Source organism: Micromonospora sp. NBC_00821 (genome assembly GCF_036347035.1).
Taxonomy (GTDB): domain Bacteria; phylum Actinomycetota; class Actinomycetes; order Mycobacteriales; family Micromonosporaceae; genus Micromonospora; species Micromonospora hortensis.
On record NZ_CP108880.1, the window covers coordinates 3715344 to 3731829 of the forward strand.

The 16486-nt window shown below is 70.3% G+C and carries 15 protein-coding genes; 9 read left to right on the forward strand and 6 right to left on the reverse strand.

What is annotated here, in order from left to right:
- The first annotated feature begins 324 nt into the window (after positions 1-324).
- On the forward strand, positions 325-1788 hold the full coding sequence (locus OHB44_RS17045; RefSeq protein WP_266302549.1) for a polysaccharide biosynthesis tyrosine autokinase: 1464 nt from the start codon (positions 325-327) through the stop codon (positions 1786-1788).
- On the opposite strand, the gene OHB44_RS17050 is transcribed toward OHB44_RS17045, so the two are convergent.
- Positions 1769-2323, reverse strand: a complete 555-nt coding sequence (locus OHB44_RS17050) for an arsenate reductase/protein-tyrosine-phosphatase family protein (protein ID WP_330437506.1) — start codon at positions 2321-2323, stop codon at positions 1769-1771. The genes OHB44_RS17045 and OHB44_RS17050 overlap by 20 nt on opposite strands.
- Positions 2324-2491: 168 nt before the next feature.
- Between OHB44_RS17050 and OHB44_RS17055 the strand changes: the two genes are divergently transcribed.
- The 4 genes from OHB44_RS17055 (at position 2492) to OHB44_RS17070 (ending at position 7718) form a co-directional block, all read left to right on the forward strand.
- Positions 2492-3718, forward strand: coding sequence for a glycosyltransferase family 4 protein (locus OHB44_RS17055; protein WP_330437507.1), 1227 nt, complete (start codon positions 2492-2494; stop codon positions 3716-3718).
- 124 nt (positions 3719-3842) lie between these two features.
- Entirely contained in the window at positions 3843-5621 is a 1779-nt protein-coding gene (locus OHB44_RS17060; protein ID WP_238685695.1) for a DUF4012 domain-containing protein, read from the forward strand.
- 13 nt (positions 5622-5634) lie between these two features.
- Positions 5635-6264 carry a hypothetical protein gene (locus tag OHB44_RS17065; protein WP_238685694.1) on the forward strand — a complete coding sequence of 210 codons (630 nt, stop codon included), beginning with the start codon at positions 5635-5637 and terminating at the stop codon, positions 6262-6264.
- Positions 6265-7157: 893 nt separating this feature from the next.
- Entirely contained in the window at positions 7158-7718 is a 561-nt protein-coding gene (locus tag OHB44_RS17070; protein WP_330437508.1) for a hypothetical protein, read from the forward strand.
- A gap of 115 nt (positions 7719-7833) precedes the next feature.
- On the opposite strand, the gene OHB44_RS17075 is transcribed toward OHB44_RS17070, so the two are convergent.
- Positions 7834-9303: an MFS transporter gene (locus OHB44_RS17075; protein ID WP_442932612.1), complete on the reverse strand. Its 1470-nt coding sequence runs from the start codon at positions 9301-9303 to the stop codon at positions 7834-7836.
- 55 nt (positions 9304-9358) lie between these two features.
- A complete protein-coding gene (locus tag OHB44_RS17080; protein ID WP_091397890.1) occupies positions 9359-9595 on the reverse strand; it encodes a hypothetical protein in 237 nt (78 codons plus the stop codon).
- 148 nt (positions 9596-9743) lie between these two features.
- On the opposite strand from OHB44_RS17080, the gene OHB44_RS17085 reads away from it, so the two are divergent.
- Complete coding sequence (locus tag OHB44_RS17085) at positions 9744-10904, forward strand: geranylgeranyl reductase family protein (RefSeq protein ID WP_330437510.1); 1161 nt, start codon at positions 9744-9746, stop codon at positions 10902-10904.
- 84 nt (positions 10905-10988) lie between these two features.
- Entirely contained in the window at positions 10989-11162 is a 174-nt protein-coding gene (locus OHB44_RS17090; RefSeq protein ID WP_238685690.1) for a hypothetical protein, read from the forward strand.
- A 58-nt stretch (positions 11163-11220) separates the two neighbouring features.
- On the opposite strand, the gene OHB44_RS17095 is transcribed toward OHB44_RS17090, so the two are convergent.
- Positions 11221-13011 (reverse strand): bifunctional metallophosphatase/5'-nucleotidase, encoded by a 1791-nt coding sequence (locus OHB44_RS17095; RefSeq protein ID WP_330437511.1) that lies wholly within the window; start codon positions 13009-13011, stop codon positions 11221-11223.
- Positions 13012-13196: 185 nt separating this feature from the next.
- Between OHB44_RS17095 and OHB44_RS17100 the strand changes: the two genes are divergently transcribed.
- Positions 13197-14099, forward strand: coding sequence for an SDR family oxidoreductase (locus tag OHB44_RS17100; protein ID WP_266302542.1), 903 nt, complete (start codon positions 13197-13199; stop codon positions 14097-14099).
- Positions 14100-14139: 40 nt separating this feature from the next.
- On the opposite strand, the gene OHB44_RS17105 is transcribed toward OHB44_RS17100, so the two are convergent.
- Together OHB44_RS17105 and OHB44_RS17110 are read right to left on the reverse strand one after the other, a co-directional pair.
- Entirely contained in the window at positions 14140-14799 is a 660-nt protein-coding gene (locus tag OHB44_RS17105) for a nucleotidyl transferase AbiEii/AbiGii toxin family protein (RefSeq protein WP_266302541.1), read from the reverse strand.
- Positions 14796-15137: a hypothetical protein gene (locus tag OHB44_RS17110; protein WP_124770765.1), complete on the reverse strand. Its 342-nt coding sequence runs from the start codon at positions 15135-15137 to the stop codon at positions 14796-14798. The genes OHB44_RS17105 and OHB44_RS17110 overlap by 4 nt, the downstream gene beginning before the upstream one ends.
- Positions 15138-15831: 694 nt before the next feature.
- Here OHB44_RS17110 and OHB44_RS17115 point away from each other — a divergent pair.
- Positions 15832-16392 (forward strand): hypothetical protein, encoded by a 561-nt coding sequence (locus OHB44_RS17115; RefSeq protein WP_330437512.1) that lies wholly within the window; start codon positions 15832-15834, stop codon positions 16390-16392.
- The last annotated feature ends 94 nt before the right edge of the window (positions 16393-16486 follow it).

Consider the following 16486-nt stretch of genomic DNA (forward strand, 5'->3'; position numbering starts at 1 on the left):
TACAGGAGTCGGGACGGCAGGAATCCACTCGCCGACCAGACTTCCCGGCACACCGCTGTCGACCCTATCCGGCGGCGCGGTCGGCGGCGACCGCTGGGCCGATCGGACGCTGTCCGATCGCTCTTCGACTTTTCCCCGTTGTCGCCGCTGCCGATTGGACGTTTGTCGGGTTGGTCATGCGGGCGCACATCTCGCCGCCGGAATATAGGTAACTCCGGACATAAGCCGTATGAACGGCTTTAATGGTTTCACGAGTTTAGAGACGACCTTGGGGGTTTTCGTGAAGTTCTTTGCCGTAACCGGACCGGCACGGGGGCGCTCCTGATGGACCTGCTCCGCCAATTGCGCCACGTGCGTCGGCACTGGTGGGTCGCGCTGGTCACGGTCATGGTGGCTCTCGGCGTCTCGGCGTTCCTGACCGTACGGGCCCAACCCCGGTACGTCGCCTCGGTGACCTTCTTCGTCACCACCCCCAACACCGGCGTCACCGACGCCTACCAGGGCGGGCTCTTCCTCCAGCAGCGTGTCAAGTCGTACGCCGACCTGCTCAGCAGCGACCGGCTGGCGCAGAGCGTGGTGGCCGAGACCCCGGTTGGCCTCACCGCGGACGAGGTGCAGCGCCGGGTGAGCACCTCCACCGAGACCGGCACCGTTCTGCTGCGGGCATCGGTCACCGACACCGACCAGACTCGCGCGTTGCGCGTGACGGAGAGCCTCGCCAACAAGTTCGTCGAACTCGTACAGAAGGTGGAGACGACGCCGGAGGGCAAGGCGCCCATCAAGATCGAGGTGGTCAGTGGCCCGCGGGTCAGCGCCAACCCCGTCTCGCCGCAGCCGGTCCGCAACCTCACCCTCGGTGGGCTGGTCGGTCTGCTCCTCGGCATCGGTCTGGCGATCCTGCGCGGCGTCGCCGACGTCCGACTGCGCGACGCCGCCGGCCTGCAACGCGCCACCGGCAGCCCGCTGCTCGGTGAGATTCCGTTCGAGGCCAACGCGCGCAGCGCTCCGCTCATCGTGGGCGACGCCGCGACCTCGGCGCGCGCCGAGGCGGTGCGCAAGCTGCGGACCAACCTGCGCTTCGTGGACGTCCATGAGCCGGCCCGGGTCATCGCGGTGACCAGCGCCCTCCAGGGCGAGGGCAAGACCACGCTCTCCTGCAACCTGGCCATCGCGTTGGCCGAGGCGGGCTGGCGGGTGCTTCTTGTCGACGCCGATCTGCGCCGCCCGAAGGTCGACGACTACCTGGGCCTGGACGCCGGCGTCGGCCTCACCGACGTGCTGGTCGGCGACGTGAAGGTGGGCGACGTCGTACAGCGCTGGGGCGACAAGTCGCTGCTGGTGCTGCCCAGCGGGTCGGCCCCGCCGAACCCGAGTGAGCTGCTCGGCTCCAAGGCCATGTCGGACCTGCTGCTGGCGCTGCGCGAGTCGGCGGACATCGTGATCATCGACACCGCCCCGCTGCTCGCGGTGACCGACGGGGTGGTGGTGGCAGTGCAGGCTGACGGCGCGCTGCTGGTGACCCAGCAGGGTCGTACCTCGCGGACCCAGGTCGCCGCGGCGGCCCGGTCACTGCACTCGGTCTCGGTCCGGCTGCTCGGCTGCGTGCTGAACATGGCCAAGGTGGCCAAGGCCGAGGCGTACCAGTACGAGGCCTACCGTGTGGTGGCCTCGACGGCCGAGACGTCGGTGCCGGCCGACCGGGCCGCGTCCGGCCGGCACAGCGCGACCGCCGACGGGGTCAACGGCGTCCCCGACCACACCCAGGAACTCACCCGGCTGCCCCGATGAGCACGGCGAGGGGTCGCAGCGAGCGTTCGATCTCCTCGGCGCAGCGTCGGAAGTCGGCCGCGGTACCGCCGATCGGGTCCCGAAGGTCGTCTTCGTCAGGGGCGGCGGGTTGCAGCCGTCCCCGTGCCTGGGCGGCGGCGGCGATCGCCGCCCGCAGCGGGTCGTCGGCCGAGTCGGCGGGTGGCTCGGCCGCCGCGGCCAGCCGGCCGAACTGGCGCAGCGTGAACGTCCGGTGCAGCGCTCCCGGTGCCAACGCGGTGCAGACCGAGCGTTGGCGTCGGGTAGCGGTGAGCACGAGCGTCGCGTCGACCAGATACTCGGGGCGCAATCCCCGGGTCCGGAACGCCGCCGGGTCCGTGCCGCTCTCGGTCACGACCTCCAGCGCGTACGGGTGCATGGCCAACCCGTCGATCGCGTCGGTGCCGGCGCTGACCACCTCGACGGGTCGGTCGGCCAGCAGCCGGCGGGCCAGGTACTCGGCCATCGGTGACCGGCACAGGTTGGCGTGGCAGACGAACAACACGCGATCAGCCATCGGTGCCCCTCTCATCGGTACGGACACCGAAGCGCGCACCGCGGGGGCGGTGCGTCGACGCCGGTGGCCGCGCGGGGAGGGGTTGTCGGCATCGTACGCGCGCCGTACGCCGGCCGGTCGTGGTGCCGCGCCGATCGTCGGCGATCCCTGTGGGACGGGGGCGCACCGGTGAAGATCGGCATCCTGTCGTACCACTTTCCGCCCGAGCCGGCGTTCATCCCGGGGAGTCTCGCCGAGGAGCTGGCCGCGCGTGGGCACGAGGTACGGGTTCTCACCGGCTTTCCGGACTACCCCGGTGGCCACGTCTATCCCGGCTGGCGACAGCGGTGGCACCACGAGACGCACAGCCAACGGCTGAGTGTGCGACGGGTGCCCCGGTACCCCGGGGGTGCCGCGTCCGTCGGCGGCCGAATGGCCAGCTACCTCTCCTTCGCCGGCAGCGCGGGGCTGGTCGCCCGCCGGTTCCTGGGCGACGTGGACGCGCTCTACGTCTTTCAACTGCCGGCGACGACGTTCGCCGCCGCCGGGGTGCTTCGGTTGCTCGGGCGGGTGCCGGCGGTCCTGCACGTGCAGGACGTCTGGACCAGCGACGGCGCGGACGAGGGGGGCGAGGGGCGCTGGGCGGCGCGGATGGGCAGCACGATGACCCGGATCTACCGGACCGCGGCGCGAATCGCGGTCGCGGCGCCGTCGATGCGGGACCTGGTGGTCGCCGCCGGCGCCGACCCGACCCGGGTCCGGCTGGTGCTGAACTGGACCGACGAGCGGATCTTCTACCCGGCGACGCCAGGCGCGGCGGCCCGCCAGTTGGTCCGTCGCGACGGTCGGTGCGTGGTGATGCACGCCGGGACCATCGGGGCGCGACAGGGGCTGGAGACCGCGGTCCGTGCGGCCGCGGCACTGGACCGGACGATGGATCTCGTCCTGGTCGGTTCGGGCGCGGCGGAGCGGCGGGTGCGGGGGCTCGTCGCCGAGCTGGGCGCGGAGAACGTCCGTTTCCTGGAGCGGCGGTCGCCGGTCGACATGCCCGAGCTGTACGCCGCCGCCGACTATCAGCTGGTCATGTCGCGCGACCTTCCGGAGCTGCGCGGCACGGTCCCCGGCAAACTCCAGGCCGCGCTGTCCTGCGCCGCGCCGGTGATCGCCTCCGCCGGTGGGGACACCGCCGAGTTGGTCGAACGGGTTCGGGCTGGTTTGTCCTGCCCGCCCGAGGACTGGGCGGCGTTGGCCGACAGGTTCTGGTTGGCAGCCACTATTCCGCCGCCGAGCCGCACCGAGATGGGTCGCCGGGGGCGGGCCGCGTACCTGCGCGAGATGTCGCTGCCCGCGGGCGTGGACCAGATCGAACGGCTGCTGCACGAGGCGGCCGGGCGGGTCGCAGAGCCGGCCACGTAACTGCGAAGGAAACTCGCTTAAAGGACCAGAAATGCAATAACGGTACGAACTTCCCTCAGGCGTGTTAAGAACGTCAGGGAATCGACCTTCTGTCCGGTTCCGCGAATGGGAGTTAGGTGTGACGGTGAGCGAACGTCCGATCCGGCGGCGGAGCCGTTCCCGGCGTCGTCGGAGGGCCCGACTGCGACGGGCGCTCCTTGGCGCCCTGGTGGTCGGCTCGCTGCTACTGGCGACCGCCGGGTGGATCGGCTTCCGCGGCTGGCAGGCGCGCACTCACCTGCTCAACGCCGCTGGCCTGGCCCGAGAGTTGAGCGCCCAGATCGTCGGTGGGGACACCGACCGTGCCCTGCGGACGCTCGCCGCCCTTCAGGAGCAGGCCGGCGCGGCCCGTTCGGCAACGGCCGACCCGAGTTGGCAGCTCGGACGGCGTACGCCGATCGCCGGCGACGACCTCGACGCCGTCGCGCAGATCGCCGTCGCCATCGACGACCTGGCCCGGCACGCGTTCCCGACCCTGCTCCGGACGGACCTGGCCAGCCTGGTGCCGACCGGCGGCGGGGTGGACCTCGCCCGGCTCGCCGCCGTCTCCACGGAGCTGACCGGGGTGCACGAGTCCGTGCAACGGACCCGCCAGAACCTGGCGGCGGTGCCGGCCGACAGCCTGGTCAGCCAGATCCGGCAGGCGCTGAGCGACCTGCGCGACGAGATCGACCGGCTGGCCAGCCTCACCACGGCTGCCGACCAGGGCGCCCGCCTCCTCCCGCCGCTGCTCGGCGCGAACGGCCCTCGCCGCTACCTGCTCGTCTCGCAGAACCTCGCCGAGCTGCGCGCCACCGGCGGCATGTTCGGCGCGTACGCGATGATCGAGGCGGAAAACGGCAAGGTCAAGATGGGCAAGCAGGGCAGCACGTCCTCGCTCGGTCAGTTCACCCCGGCGCTGAAGGTGCCCGCCGAGACCCGGGCCCTCTGGACGGACCTGCCCGGCATCTACCCCGCCGACGTCAATCTGTCCCCGCACTTCCCGACCGCCGCCACGCTGTACCGCGAAATGTTCCGGCGCAAGACCGGCACCACTGTCGACGGCGTGCTCGCCGTCGATCCGGTGGTGCTGTCCTACCTGCTCAAGGCGACCGGTCCGGTGCTGGTGCCCGGCGGTGTCCCGCTCGCCAGCGAGAAGGTAGTGCAGACCCTGCTCAACGACAGCTACCAGCGCCTCGACGTCAAACAGCAGGACGAGTTCTTCGCGGCGTCGGCGTCGGCGGTGTTTGACGCCTTCTTCAAGAAGAATGTCAACCCGCGGGTGTTGTTGTCCGCATTTGACCGTGCTATCACTGAACGCCGGATATTGTTCTGGAGTGCCCGACCTGAGGAACAGCGGACATTCGGCGAGAGCCGGATGGCCGGGACGCTTCCGGAACAGGACACCGTGCCGACCGTCGGCGTGTTCCTCAACGACGGCAGCGGCGCGAAGCTCGGCTACTACCTGCGGCCGACGGCGAACCTGATGGTCGGCGAATGCCGGTCGGACGGTCGCCGTGAGCTTCGGCTACGGGTGACCCTGCGCTCAACGGCGCCGAAGTCCGGACTTAGCAAATCCGTGCTCGGCCTCGGCCTGGCCGGCGATCCGTACACCGCCCGCACGTTGGTGTCGATCTTCAGCCCGGCTGGTGGAGCGGTGCTGGAGGCCCGACTGGACGGGGCCGAGACGGCGCTTGGCAGCGGCACGGAACGCCGCCGCCAGGTGGCCACGGCCAGCGTCGACGTCGGCCCCGGCGCCGAGAGGGCGCTGGAGGTCACCGTGCTGACGGCCAAGACCGGCGTCGGACAGGCCGAGCTGTGGCTGACCCCCACCGCCAGCCCCTGGACCACCCAAGTTCATTCCGCACCAAGCTGTGATCAGTAGGAGGGAACCAATCATGCGGCTATCCCGCATCATCATGGCGCTCACGGTCGGCCTGGCCGTGGTGGCCGTGCCGACGGCAGCGGGGGCGGCACAGCCGCAGCCGCAGCCCACCGCGACCACCGATCCGCCGCAACCACCGCCGTACCCGCCGACCGCCGCGTCGCTGACCGTCAACCGCCCGACGATCTACCTCGGCGAGACGGTGGTGCTGACCGGCACCAACTTCGGCCCGAACGAGACCGTCGACATCAACGTGACCGTCACTCCGCAGGCCGCTCCGGCCGGCGGTGCGGCTCCGGCTCGCCGCAGCGACGGCAGCACCGTGGCCATGGCTCCGGTTGCCTACCAGGCGAGCGCGCCCCTGCACTTCACGGCGTACACCAACGGCCAGGGCCGCTTCACCAAGAGCTACAAGCCGTCGGTGACGGGTCTGCTGACCTTCACCGCCACGGGCCGGGAGTCCGGCCGTACCGCCACCACCGAGCTGCGGGTGCTGCACAAGAAGCAGCCGCTGCCCGTCACGGGTGACAGCCTCGGCACGCCCATGAAGCTCGGTGGCGGCCTGGTCGGCGCCGGAGCCGTGATGCTGCTGCTGACCCTGGCCTGGCGTCGCCGCCAGCGCTTCGGTGGTGCGGCGCACTAATCCACACCACCGGGCTGCGCCCGGACAGCACTCAAGCTGGCGCCCGTCGGAACACTCCGACGGGCGCCAGCCTGTTCAGAGAGAGGGCGGCCCGCCAACGCCGTTCATCGGGCCATGGTCGGTACGGCCATGCCCGCCGATGTCGACGTCGACACACCGCGGTACGGCCGACGCGGCGAGACTCAGCCCGGCCCGCGCCTCTTCACCGGCGACAGTCTCTTCCCGGGTGGGGTGGGTGACACCGGCGGACGGCCGTCAAGGCGATCACGGTGAGGGCCCCAGCCAAGGGCATGGTGTCCGTCTTTCGGCCTTCGCGTGCTCGGCCCGGTCGTGGTCCGCTCGGGTTTGCGGACGTCGGGGTGTGTTGGGTGTCCGGGATGGCCCGACTTGAGTGAACCCGAGTGGGTCCCGTAGGTGAGGGTCGGTTCGGCGCTGTCGGCCCGGTGGGTGTGGGTGGTTTGTCCGTTGGTGGGTGTTGGTGGGGTGTGGCCCGGGGCACTCGTGGGCCGGAATCATGGCCGGGCCGGGGTCGTTACATACCCTGACGATCGCAGTACCACCGACCTGCAGCCCGACCCCTGAGGGCAAGTCGGAATGACCCCGGCCCTCCGGTCGTTACAACCCCCACGAACGACCGTCGGGCACCGCCTCGATGAGGGTGCCGGTAGGTGGGCCGACCCCGGAATGACCGCGGCCCTCGGGTCGTTACACAGGGTCCCGGCGCCACGAGCCCCCCGGCTCGGCAGGTCGCCGACCCGACGCCCCACACGGCGTCCCCCAAGACTTTTTCCGCTTTGTTTGTTGCAGCGCCGGACGAGGTGCTCACACCCATCAACCGCCGTTCCCCCCTTTTTGGCGGTGTGGGTGTTCTACCCCCGAAGGAGCTACCCCTGATGAACACGATCTTCCGTAAGAGCATGTTGTCTGTTGCTGGTCTCGCGTTCGCTGGTGGTGTGTTCGCCGGCCCGATCGCCGCCCACGCCAACCCGGTGGATGCCAAGCCGGTCGCGGTCACCGTGCAGTCGGCGGCGCAGAAGCCGCAGGGCGACCAGTCCCACATCACCCTCAACGACGAGCAGACCGCGAACGTGAAGGCGATCATCGCCGCCACGAAGAAGGCCGGTCTCCCGGAGCGGGCCGCGGTCATCTCGATCGCGACGAGCCTGCAGGAGTCGAAGCTGGAGAACCTGGGTCACCTGGGCGACCTGAACGACCACGACTCGCTGGGCCTGTTCCAGCAGCGCCCGAGCTCGGGTTGGGGCACGCCGGAGCAGATCACCGACCCTGAGTACTCCACCACCGCGTTCCTCAAGGGTTTGAAGCAGGTCGACGGGTGGCAGGACATGGCCTTGACCGACGCCGCGCAGACCGTACAGGTCTCGGCCTACCCGGACGCCTACGCCCAGTGGGAGCAGCAGGCCACCGACCTGGTCGGCCAGCACTGGAACAGCTGACCCGCACCACACCATAAGCACCCAGCACCACCGCACCGCACGACAACACCACAGCACGACACCGACCGCTGGCCGGCACCCGCAACCCGGGGTGCCGGCCAGCGGCGTACCCCGATCAGGTTTTGTGGTTGTGGCTCCGCCAGATGTCGATCAGCGCGGTGATCAGCGCGAGCGCGATGATGCCGGTGGCGAGCATGAGGGACTGTTCGAAGGCGTTGGTCCAGTCCCCGCGGCTGTCGGCCAGCGTGGAGAAGAACAGCGAGCCGACGGCGGCGATGCCGGCGGCGGCGCCGATCCGCTGGCCGGTCTGGAGCATGCCGGCGCCGCTGCCCGCCTGCCCGACCGGCACCTCGGAGAGGGTGATCGTCTGGTTGGGGGCGATCACCAGCCCGCTGCCGATGCCGGCGACGAGCAGCGGGCCGGCGGTGACCCAGGGTGTCGGGGCGTCCGGGAAGAGGTGCAGTGCGATCACCGTGGCGGCCAGTCCGACCACCACGGTGAGCAGTCCGATGGCGACCAGTGGTCGGCCGAAGCGGTTGACGATGCGACCGCCGAGCACGGCGGCGGCGGCGGAGCCCAGGGCGAAGGGGGTGATGGCCAGGCCGGCGACGAGGGCGCTGTAGCCGAGGCCCATCTGTAGGAACAGGGTGAAGATGAAGAAGATCGCGGTGAAGCCGCCGAAGTAGACGAGCGCCAGGATCGACCCCAGGGTGTACGACTGGAAGCTGAACAGCCGGAGGTCGAACAGGGGTTGGTGGTGGCGTGCGTACCCTCGCTCCCAGAGCCCGAAGGCGACCAACACCGCCAGGCCGACCGGGATGAGCGCCCACTTCCAGGGGGTCTGCCACTGCTGCTCCTGTACCAGTGGCAGCAGGACCAGGACCACTCCGACGCCGAGCAGCAGGACGCCGACGGGGTCGAGTCGATGCCAGCCGGCTTGGCCGCTGGGGCGGCCGGGCAGCAGCCGCCAGCCGAGGATCACCGCGAGGACACCGACGGGCACGTTGACGAAGAACACCCAGCGCCAACCGTGTTCCTCGCCGCCGATGGCGATGAGCAGTCCGCCGAGCAGCGGCCCGACGGCGGTGGAGATGCCGATGGTGGCGCCGAGCAGCCCGAACGGGCGGGCGCGTTCGGGCCCACGGAACAGTTGCTGGATCAGCCCGATGACCTGGGGGTTGACGACGCCGGCGGCGGCGCCCTGCAGAAGTCGGGCGATGACCAGCCAGGTCGGGGAGGTGGCGAGCCCGGCGAGCGCGCTGGTGACGGTGAACAGCGCGATGCCGAAGACGAACGCGTTGCGCCGACCGCGGGCGTCGCCGAAGCGACCGGCGGGCACCAGCGCCAGTCCGAAGGTGAGCGCGTACCCGGAGAGGATCCACTGCAGGTCGCTCGACGACGCGTGCAGTGCCCGGTCGATCGAGGGCACGGCCACGTTGACGATGCTCACGTCGAGCAGCGTCATGAAGGCGGCGACGAGTCCGACGCCAACCGCCTGCCAGCGTCGTCGGTTCTCGGCCGCTGTCACCGGCTGCGGCGTCTGCGCCGCGCTCACCGCGCCCCCCGTCGACCCTCGGTCATGCATGGTTGACCGCTACCCGGGTCGTCGGGGGGCGAACCGTGCCGGCTGGTTCCGTCGGTCACGCCATCTGGCGGGCGCAGAACCGGGGACCGAAGTCGAGGCCGGCCATCGGTGAGTCCTCGCGGTGCAGCAGGCCCTTCTCGGTGAGCAGGTGCAGGGGGCTGCCCACCTGCTCCGCGGTCAGCCCGGATTCCTCGGCGATCAGGTCCGGGTAGGGCACCTGCCCGCGTGCCTCGAGGGTGGTGACCGCCTGGTACACCCGTTGCTCGGCCTCCGACAGTTGCACCTGCTGCATGGTTCCTCCTTGTGCTCGTCCGCCACTGCGGTGGCGGTTGCCGTGCGCCGGTTACCCCCTCGGTGCCCGAAGATGCACACCCGATCGGGCGGTCGCGACGGCGGGCGGGTCCGGCGGTCGGGTGGGGAAGGTGCCCTAGGCTGCTTCCGTGATCGTTTGGGATCTCGTCGTTGTCGGCGCTGGCCCCGCGGGGCTGTCCGCGGCGCACGCCGCTGCCCGTGCTGGCGTCTCCACCCTTGTCGTCGAGCGAGCAGTGCACCCGCGGTACAAGACCTGCGGTGGTGGACTGATCGGCACTTCGCTGGCGGCCGTTCAGGATCGGATCGAGGTGCCCGCGCACGACCGGGTGGACCGGGTGACGTTCACCCGCGACGGCCGTCGGGAGTTCACCCGCCGCAACGGCAGTCCGGTGGTGACCATGGTGCGCCGTGAGGAGTTCGACGACCGGCTGCGCGCGGCGGCGGTCGCCGCCGGCGCGCAACTGCGGGAGCGGGTCGCGGTCCGCGCGATCGAGCAGGACCCCGAGGGGGTACGCCTGCGGCTGGCCGACGGTACGACGATCGCGGCTCGTGCCGTGATCGGGGCGGACGGCTCGTCGGGGGTGACCGGGCGGCACGTCGGAGTGCGGTACCGGCAGGTGGATCTGGGTCTGGAGTTGGAGATTCCGGTGCCGCCCGCCGAGCAGGAGCGGTGGCGGGGCCGGCTGTTGTTGGACTGGGGCGACATGCCGGGCTCGTACGCCTGGGTCTTTCCCAAGGGCGACCGGCTGACCGTCGGCGTGATCGCCGCGCGGGGTGCGGGGGAGGGGACCCGCGACTACCTGCGGAGGTTCGTCGACCGGTTAGGTCTGACCGGGTTGCCGGCGGAGCACGACTCCGGTCACCTGACCCGTTGCCGCGCGGAGGATTCACCGTTGCGCAACGGCCGGGTGCTGGTCGTGGGGGATGCGGCGGGGTTGCTGGAGCCGTGGAGCCGGGAGGGCATCAGCTTCGCGTTGCGCTCCGGCGAGTTGGCCGGCGCTGCGGTCGCGGGTGGTGACCTGGCCGGGTACGAGCGGGCGGTGGCCGAGCGTCTGCTGCCGGAGATGCGGGCGGGGTTCCGGCTGCTCGACGTGTTCACCCGTCGCCCGGATGTGTTCCACGCCCTGTTGGCGACCCCACCGGGCTGGCGGATGTTCGTGCAGTTCTGCCAAGGGCGGGCGAGCTTCGACGAGATGCTGGGCCGCCGCCCGATCCGGGCGGCGCTCGCGGTGCTCGACCGGGTGTCCCATCCGTCGCGCCAGGCCACCACCCCTCACCCAGGATCCTAGGACGCCTTAGAGGGTGTGCGTCCGGCTACTGGTGTCGACCGGCGCGATCGCCGGACAATCACAACGGGAGCAGGGGAGGCGCTGATGACCGAGCAGCCGTTCACCGACGACGAGTACGAGTTTCTGCGCCACGCGCGGTTCGGGGAGTTGCCGCCCGCCGTCCGGCCCGACGAGCGGGTGGCCCTGACCGAGACCGATCCCGGGCGCGACCGGCCGGAGGAGTCCGAGGACCCGATCCGCTGGAACGTGCAGGGCTGAGAAACGCGAAACGGGCCGCGGGTGTCGCCACCCACGGCCCGTTCGTGATGCGCTGCGGTCAGAAGACCGGCACGCCCTCGCGTACGAGACGCCAGTTGGGCTGGAAGAAGTCGGCCGGGTCGATCGTCCCCTTGGCCTGCGCCCAGTCGATGAGCAGCTGACGGATCTCCTGCTGCGCGTTGTAGACCTGGGTCTTCACGATGCCGGGGAAGTTGCCGCCGCCGCTGCGCCGGTAGTTGTTCACCGCCACCACGAACTGCGCGTTGTCCGCCACCGGAGTGTCGGTGCCGGCCAGCACCAACCGGGTGATTCGCTGCCCGACCGGCTTGGAGATGTCGATGTCGTAGTCCAGGCCGGAGAAGACGTCGTAGTTGTAGTCCGGCACGGCCGGGTCGCTGATCTGCTCCGGGTCGACCGGGGCGCCCGGCGCGAACGTACGGAAGTACTTCGCCGAGTACTCCAGGTAGGCGCGCACCTCGGCGCCGCTGAGCACTACCGCCTCGAGGGTGTTGTCGTACACGTACAGGCCGGCCACGTCGCGAATCTTCACGTCGCCGGCCGGGAAGACGGCGGTCCGGCTGAACGGGGCCGCGATCGACAGCACCGGCAGGTCCGCGTACGCCGTGCCGGCCAGCGCCGCGCCGACCACCTCGGTCTGCACGTGGTTGATGAAGTCCAGGATCGGCGTGTCCTCGTAGCGCGACGCCGCCGCCGACAGTTCCACAGTGGACTGCGCGACCACCTGGTTGACGTACGCGATGGTCTTCTGGTGCTGGGCCCGCACGGCGGCGAGCACCTTCGGGTCCTCGACCACAGTGTTGGTGTTCAGCATGGTGGCGGCTTTCTTGGTGATCGCCCACCGTCCGCGCTCACGGGTGAGGGTGAAGTCCATCCGGGTGAGCCGCTGGCCCCACTTCGACGGCTCGGAGAGCAGCACCTGCGTGCCGGTGCGCTCGTTGGTCACGAACCGCTCGACCACCTCGTTGTGCGCGTGACCGAAGAGGATCGCGTCGATCCCCGGCACCTGCTGGGCGATCAGCGCCACCGGGTTCTCGTTCGGCAGCTCGGGGCCGTAGCTGGAGGTGCCGCTGTCGCCGCCGTGCGCCGAGATCAGAACGAGGTCCGCGCCGCGGGCCCGCATGATCGGCACCCACTTCGCGGCGGTCGCGATCATGTCGTCGAAACGCAGCTTTCCCTCGACGTTGCCCTTGTCCCAAATGGCCACACCGGGATTGGTCAACCCCAGGATGCCGACCCGCAGCGTCGGCGCGGCGAAACCGAGGGAGACCTTCTTGATGACGTACGGCAGGAAGGCCGGCTTGCCGGTCCTCGCGTTGACGGCGTTCGCGGCGAGCGCCGGGAAGCCGAGCTGACGGATCCACAGGTCCAGCAACGGCAGACCGTAGTTGAACTCGTGGTTGCCCAGCGTCACCGCGTCGTAGTCGATGACGTTCATGGCCCGTGCCATCGGGTGCTTCTCCCCGGTGGCGGTTATCGGCTCCTGCTTGGCGTAGTACGTGGCCAGCGGCGTGCCCTGGATCGTGTCGCCGGCGTCGAGCACCAGCGTCGCCTTGCCGCGCCGCTCCCGACGAATCTGATTGATCAGGGTCGCCAGCTTCGCCACGCCGATGTCGTTCTGCTTGCTGTCGTCGTACTCGGCGTCGCGGTAGTAGTCCCAGTTGTAGACGTTGCCGTGCGTGTCCGAGGTGCCCAGGAGGGTGAGGTCCCAGGTGCGCGGCCGGGCCGCGCCGGCCGCCTGCGCGGGCGCGGCGGCGATCAGCGGGGTGGTCGCCGCGGCCGCGGCGGCGACGAGCACCTGGCGGCGCGACGGGCCGGAGGGAGAGGTCATGACGTGCCTTTCCATGGGGTGGACGCGCCTCGTGAGCGCCTTGCGCACCATAACCAGCACCCGGCACTCCCGCCACGGCAGCCCCGATCGATGCAGCGGTTTCCGCAGGCCGACGCAGGGTAGGGCCGTCAGGGACGGCATTCGCGGGAAAGCCCCGCTTCCCGCGCGCAGCGAGGAGAGTTTCAGTGAGCGAGGACCAGCACACCCAGCAGGACCCGACCAGCCAGTACGGCCAGCAGTCCGGTCAACCCGCACAGCAGCAGTCAGCGCCCGGCTCGACGAGGGAGATGACCCCCAAGCCCGACCACGGGGAGGAGTCGTACCGGGGCAGCGGCAAGCTCGACGGCAAGCGGGCGCTGATCACCGGCGGTGACTCGGGGATCGGCCGGGCGGTCGCGATCGCCTTCGCCCGGGAGGGCGCGGACGTGCTCATCTCCTACCTCGGTGAGGAGGAGGACGCCGACGCCCGGGAGACCATCCGGCTGGTCGAGTCCGCCGGCCGGCGGGGCGTCGCGGTACGCGGTGACATCACCGACGAGGCGCACTGCCAGGAACTGGTCGACCGGGCGGTGCGCGACCTGGGCGGCCTCGACATCCTGGTGAACAACGCGGCGTACCAGATGTCGCAGGACAAGGGGATCCTCGGCATCAGCAGCGAGCAGTTCGACCGGGTGTTCAAGACCAACCTGTACGCGATGTTCTGGCTCTGCAAGGCCGCCATTCCGCACCTGGCCGAAGGGTCGGCGATCATCAACACGTCGTCGATCCAGGCGTTCGACCCGTCGCCGCAGCTGCTGGACTACGCCACCACCAAGGCGGGGATCGCCAACTTCACCAAGGCCCTCGCCGCCGACCTGGCCGAGCAGGGAATCCGCGTCAACGCTGTCGCACCGGGGCCGGTGTGGACGCCGCTGATCCCGTCGACCATGCCGGAGGAGAAGGTGAAGCAGTTCGGCACCGACACCCCGGAGGGGCGTCCCGGGCAGCCGGCTGAGCTTGCGCCCGCGTACGTCTTCTTCGCCTCGCAGGAGTCCAGCTACGTGACGGGCGAGATCCTGGGGGTCACGGGCGGTCGACCGACCAAGTGACAGGCCGGCGGGTGGGCGTCCGCTCGGGATGCCCACCCGGTCAGCGTGGCCAGGCGGCGAAGCGTTGCCGGATCTCGGCGACGTCGGCGCCGCCCAGGCCGTAGCGGCCGAAACGCTGGTCGGAGAGTCGGTCCAGGTAGCGGCCGGCGGCGCGGACGTCGTCCGGGTCCAGCGCCGGGTCGACCTGCCGTGCCAGCACCAACAGCTCGGTCACGTCGTAGTGGTCGAGAGCTGCGGCCACGTCGATGAAGTCGCGAACCTCCCGACGGTTGACCAACGCCGCGATCTTGTTCGCCACCAGGTCACGAACGTCCATCACCGGGCCGAGGTCCATCACCACCGGGCTCTGCTGGCGGTCCAACCGGGCGAGGCTGAGCCGGATCTGCCGTCCGTCGCGGCTCACCACGAAATCCTTCATGTCCTGCTCGTACCCGTCGAACAGTTCGGCCAGCTCGCTGTCCGGGTCGGCGTCGCTGACGATGAACCCGGCCCGCTCCAGGGCCACCCGCACCCCGGCGGACGCGGCCGCCGCGGCACCCTCCACGTCCGCGAAGAGGTCCACGTCCTCCGTCGGTCGGGCGACCAGCCCGTGCGCCGCCCAGGCCACCCCACCACCCAGCACGAACCGGTACGGCCCGGCGGCGGCAAGCGCCACCCGGGCCACCTCCCGGTAGAACTCGTGCAGATGAGGTTCGATCACGCCGCGCGCAGGCCGCGGTGCCGGCTCTCCCACGCCTGGCGTACGCCCCGAGGCAGGTTGAGCAGTCGCCACACCCGACGCAGTGTCCGCCCGTTGATCAGAGCGCGCAGATCCTCGGCCCGAGTGGTCTCGCGAAGCACGTTCTCGTACATCCAGAGCAGCTGGTCCGGGTCGCCGAGGTCGAAGGTGCGCTCGGCGTTCCACATCAGCCGTACCGGCAGCTCCACCACACCTCGGGTGGGGCCGGCAAGCTCGGCGAGCGTCCGCGCCACCACAGCGGGGCGACCCGGGCGGGCCAGAAAGGCCACGCCGGTCGCGGTGGGGGAGACGGCCTGCATGGTGTCAGGGTAACGCCCACCAGAGCCGGTGTCGCTCAGGTCGATCCCAACCCGCTGCGCCAGGCGCGCCGACATGGCCCTGCTCAGCCGCGAAGTCTGTCCGGTTTGTGTGTGCTTCGCGTGCTCGGCCCGGTCGTGATCGACTTGTGTTTGCGGCCGTCGGGGTGTGCTGGGTGTCCGGGATGGCCCGACTTGAGTGAACCTGAGTGGATCCCGTAGGTGAGGGTCGGTTCGGCGCTGTCGGCCCGGTGGTTGTGGGTGGTTTGTCCGTTCGTGGGTGGTGACTGGGCGCACCCTCAGGCCGGAATGATGGCCGGGCCGGGGTCGTTACATACCCTGACGATCGCAGTACCACCGGCCCGCGGCCCGACCCTGAGGGCTGGTCGCGCAGGTTGGAATGCCAGCCTCCACCCGGTCGTTGCAGTCCCCACGAACGACCGTCGGGCACCGCCACACGAGGGTGCCGGCAGGTGGGCCGACCCCGGAATGACCCCGGCCCCCGGGTCGTTACACAGGGTCCCGGCGCCACGAGCCCCCGCGCTCGGCAGGTCGCCGACCCGACGCCCCACACGGTGTCACCCCCAAGACTCTTTCCGCTTTGCATGTTGCAGCGCCGGACGAGGTGCTCACACCCATCAACCGCCGTTCCCCCCTTTGGCGGTGTGGGTGTTCTACCCCCGAAGGAGCTACCCCCATGAACACGATCTTCCGTAAGAGCATGCTGTCTGTTGCTGGTCTCGCGTTCGCCGGTGGTGTCTTCGCCGGCCCGATCGCCGCCCACGCCAACCCGGTGGATGCCAAGCCGGTCGCGGTCACCGTGCAGTCGGCGGCGCAGAAGCCGCAGGGCGACCAGTCCCACATCACCCTCAACGACGAGCAGACCGCGAACGTGAAGGCGATCATCGCCGCCACGAAGAAGGCCGGTCTCCCGGAGCGGGCCGCGGTCATCTCGATCGCGACGAGCCTGCAGGAGTCGAAGCTGGAGAACCTGGGTCACCTGGGCGACATGAACGACCACGACTCGCTGGGCCTGTTCCAGCAGCGCCCGAGCTCGGGTTGGGGCACGCCGGAGCAGATCACCGACCCTGAGTACTCCACCACCGCGTTCCTCAAGGGTTTGAAGCAGGTCGACGGGTGGCAGGACATGGCCTTGACCGACGCCGCGCAGACCGTACAGGTCTCGGCGTACCCGGACGCCTACGCCCAGTGGGAGCAGCAGGCCACCGACCTGGTCGCCCAGCACTGGAACAGCTGACCCGCACCACAGCACCACAGCACCACAGCACCACACCACAAGCACCCAGCACCGCACCACGGCACGGCACGGCACGGCACGGCACGGCAAGATG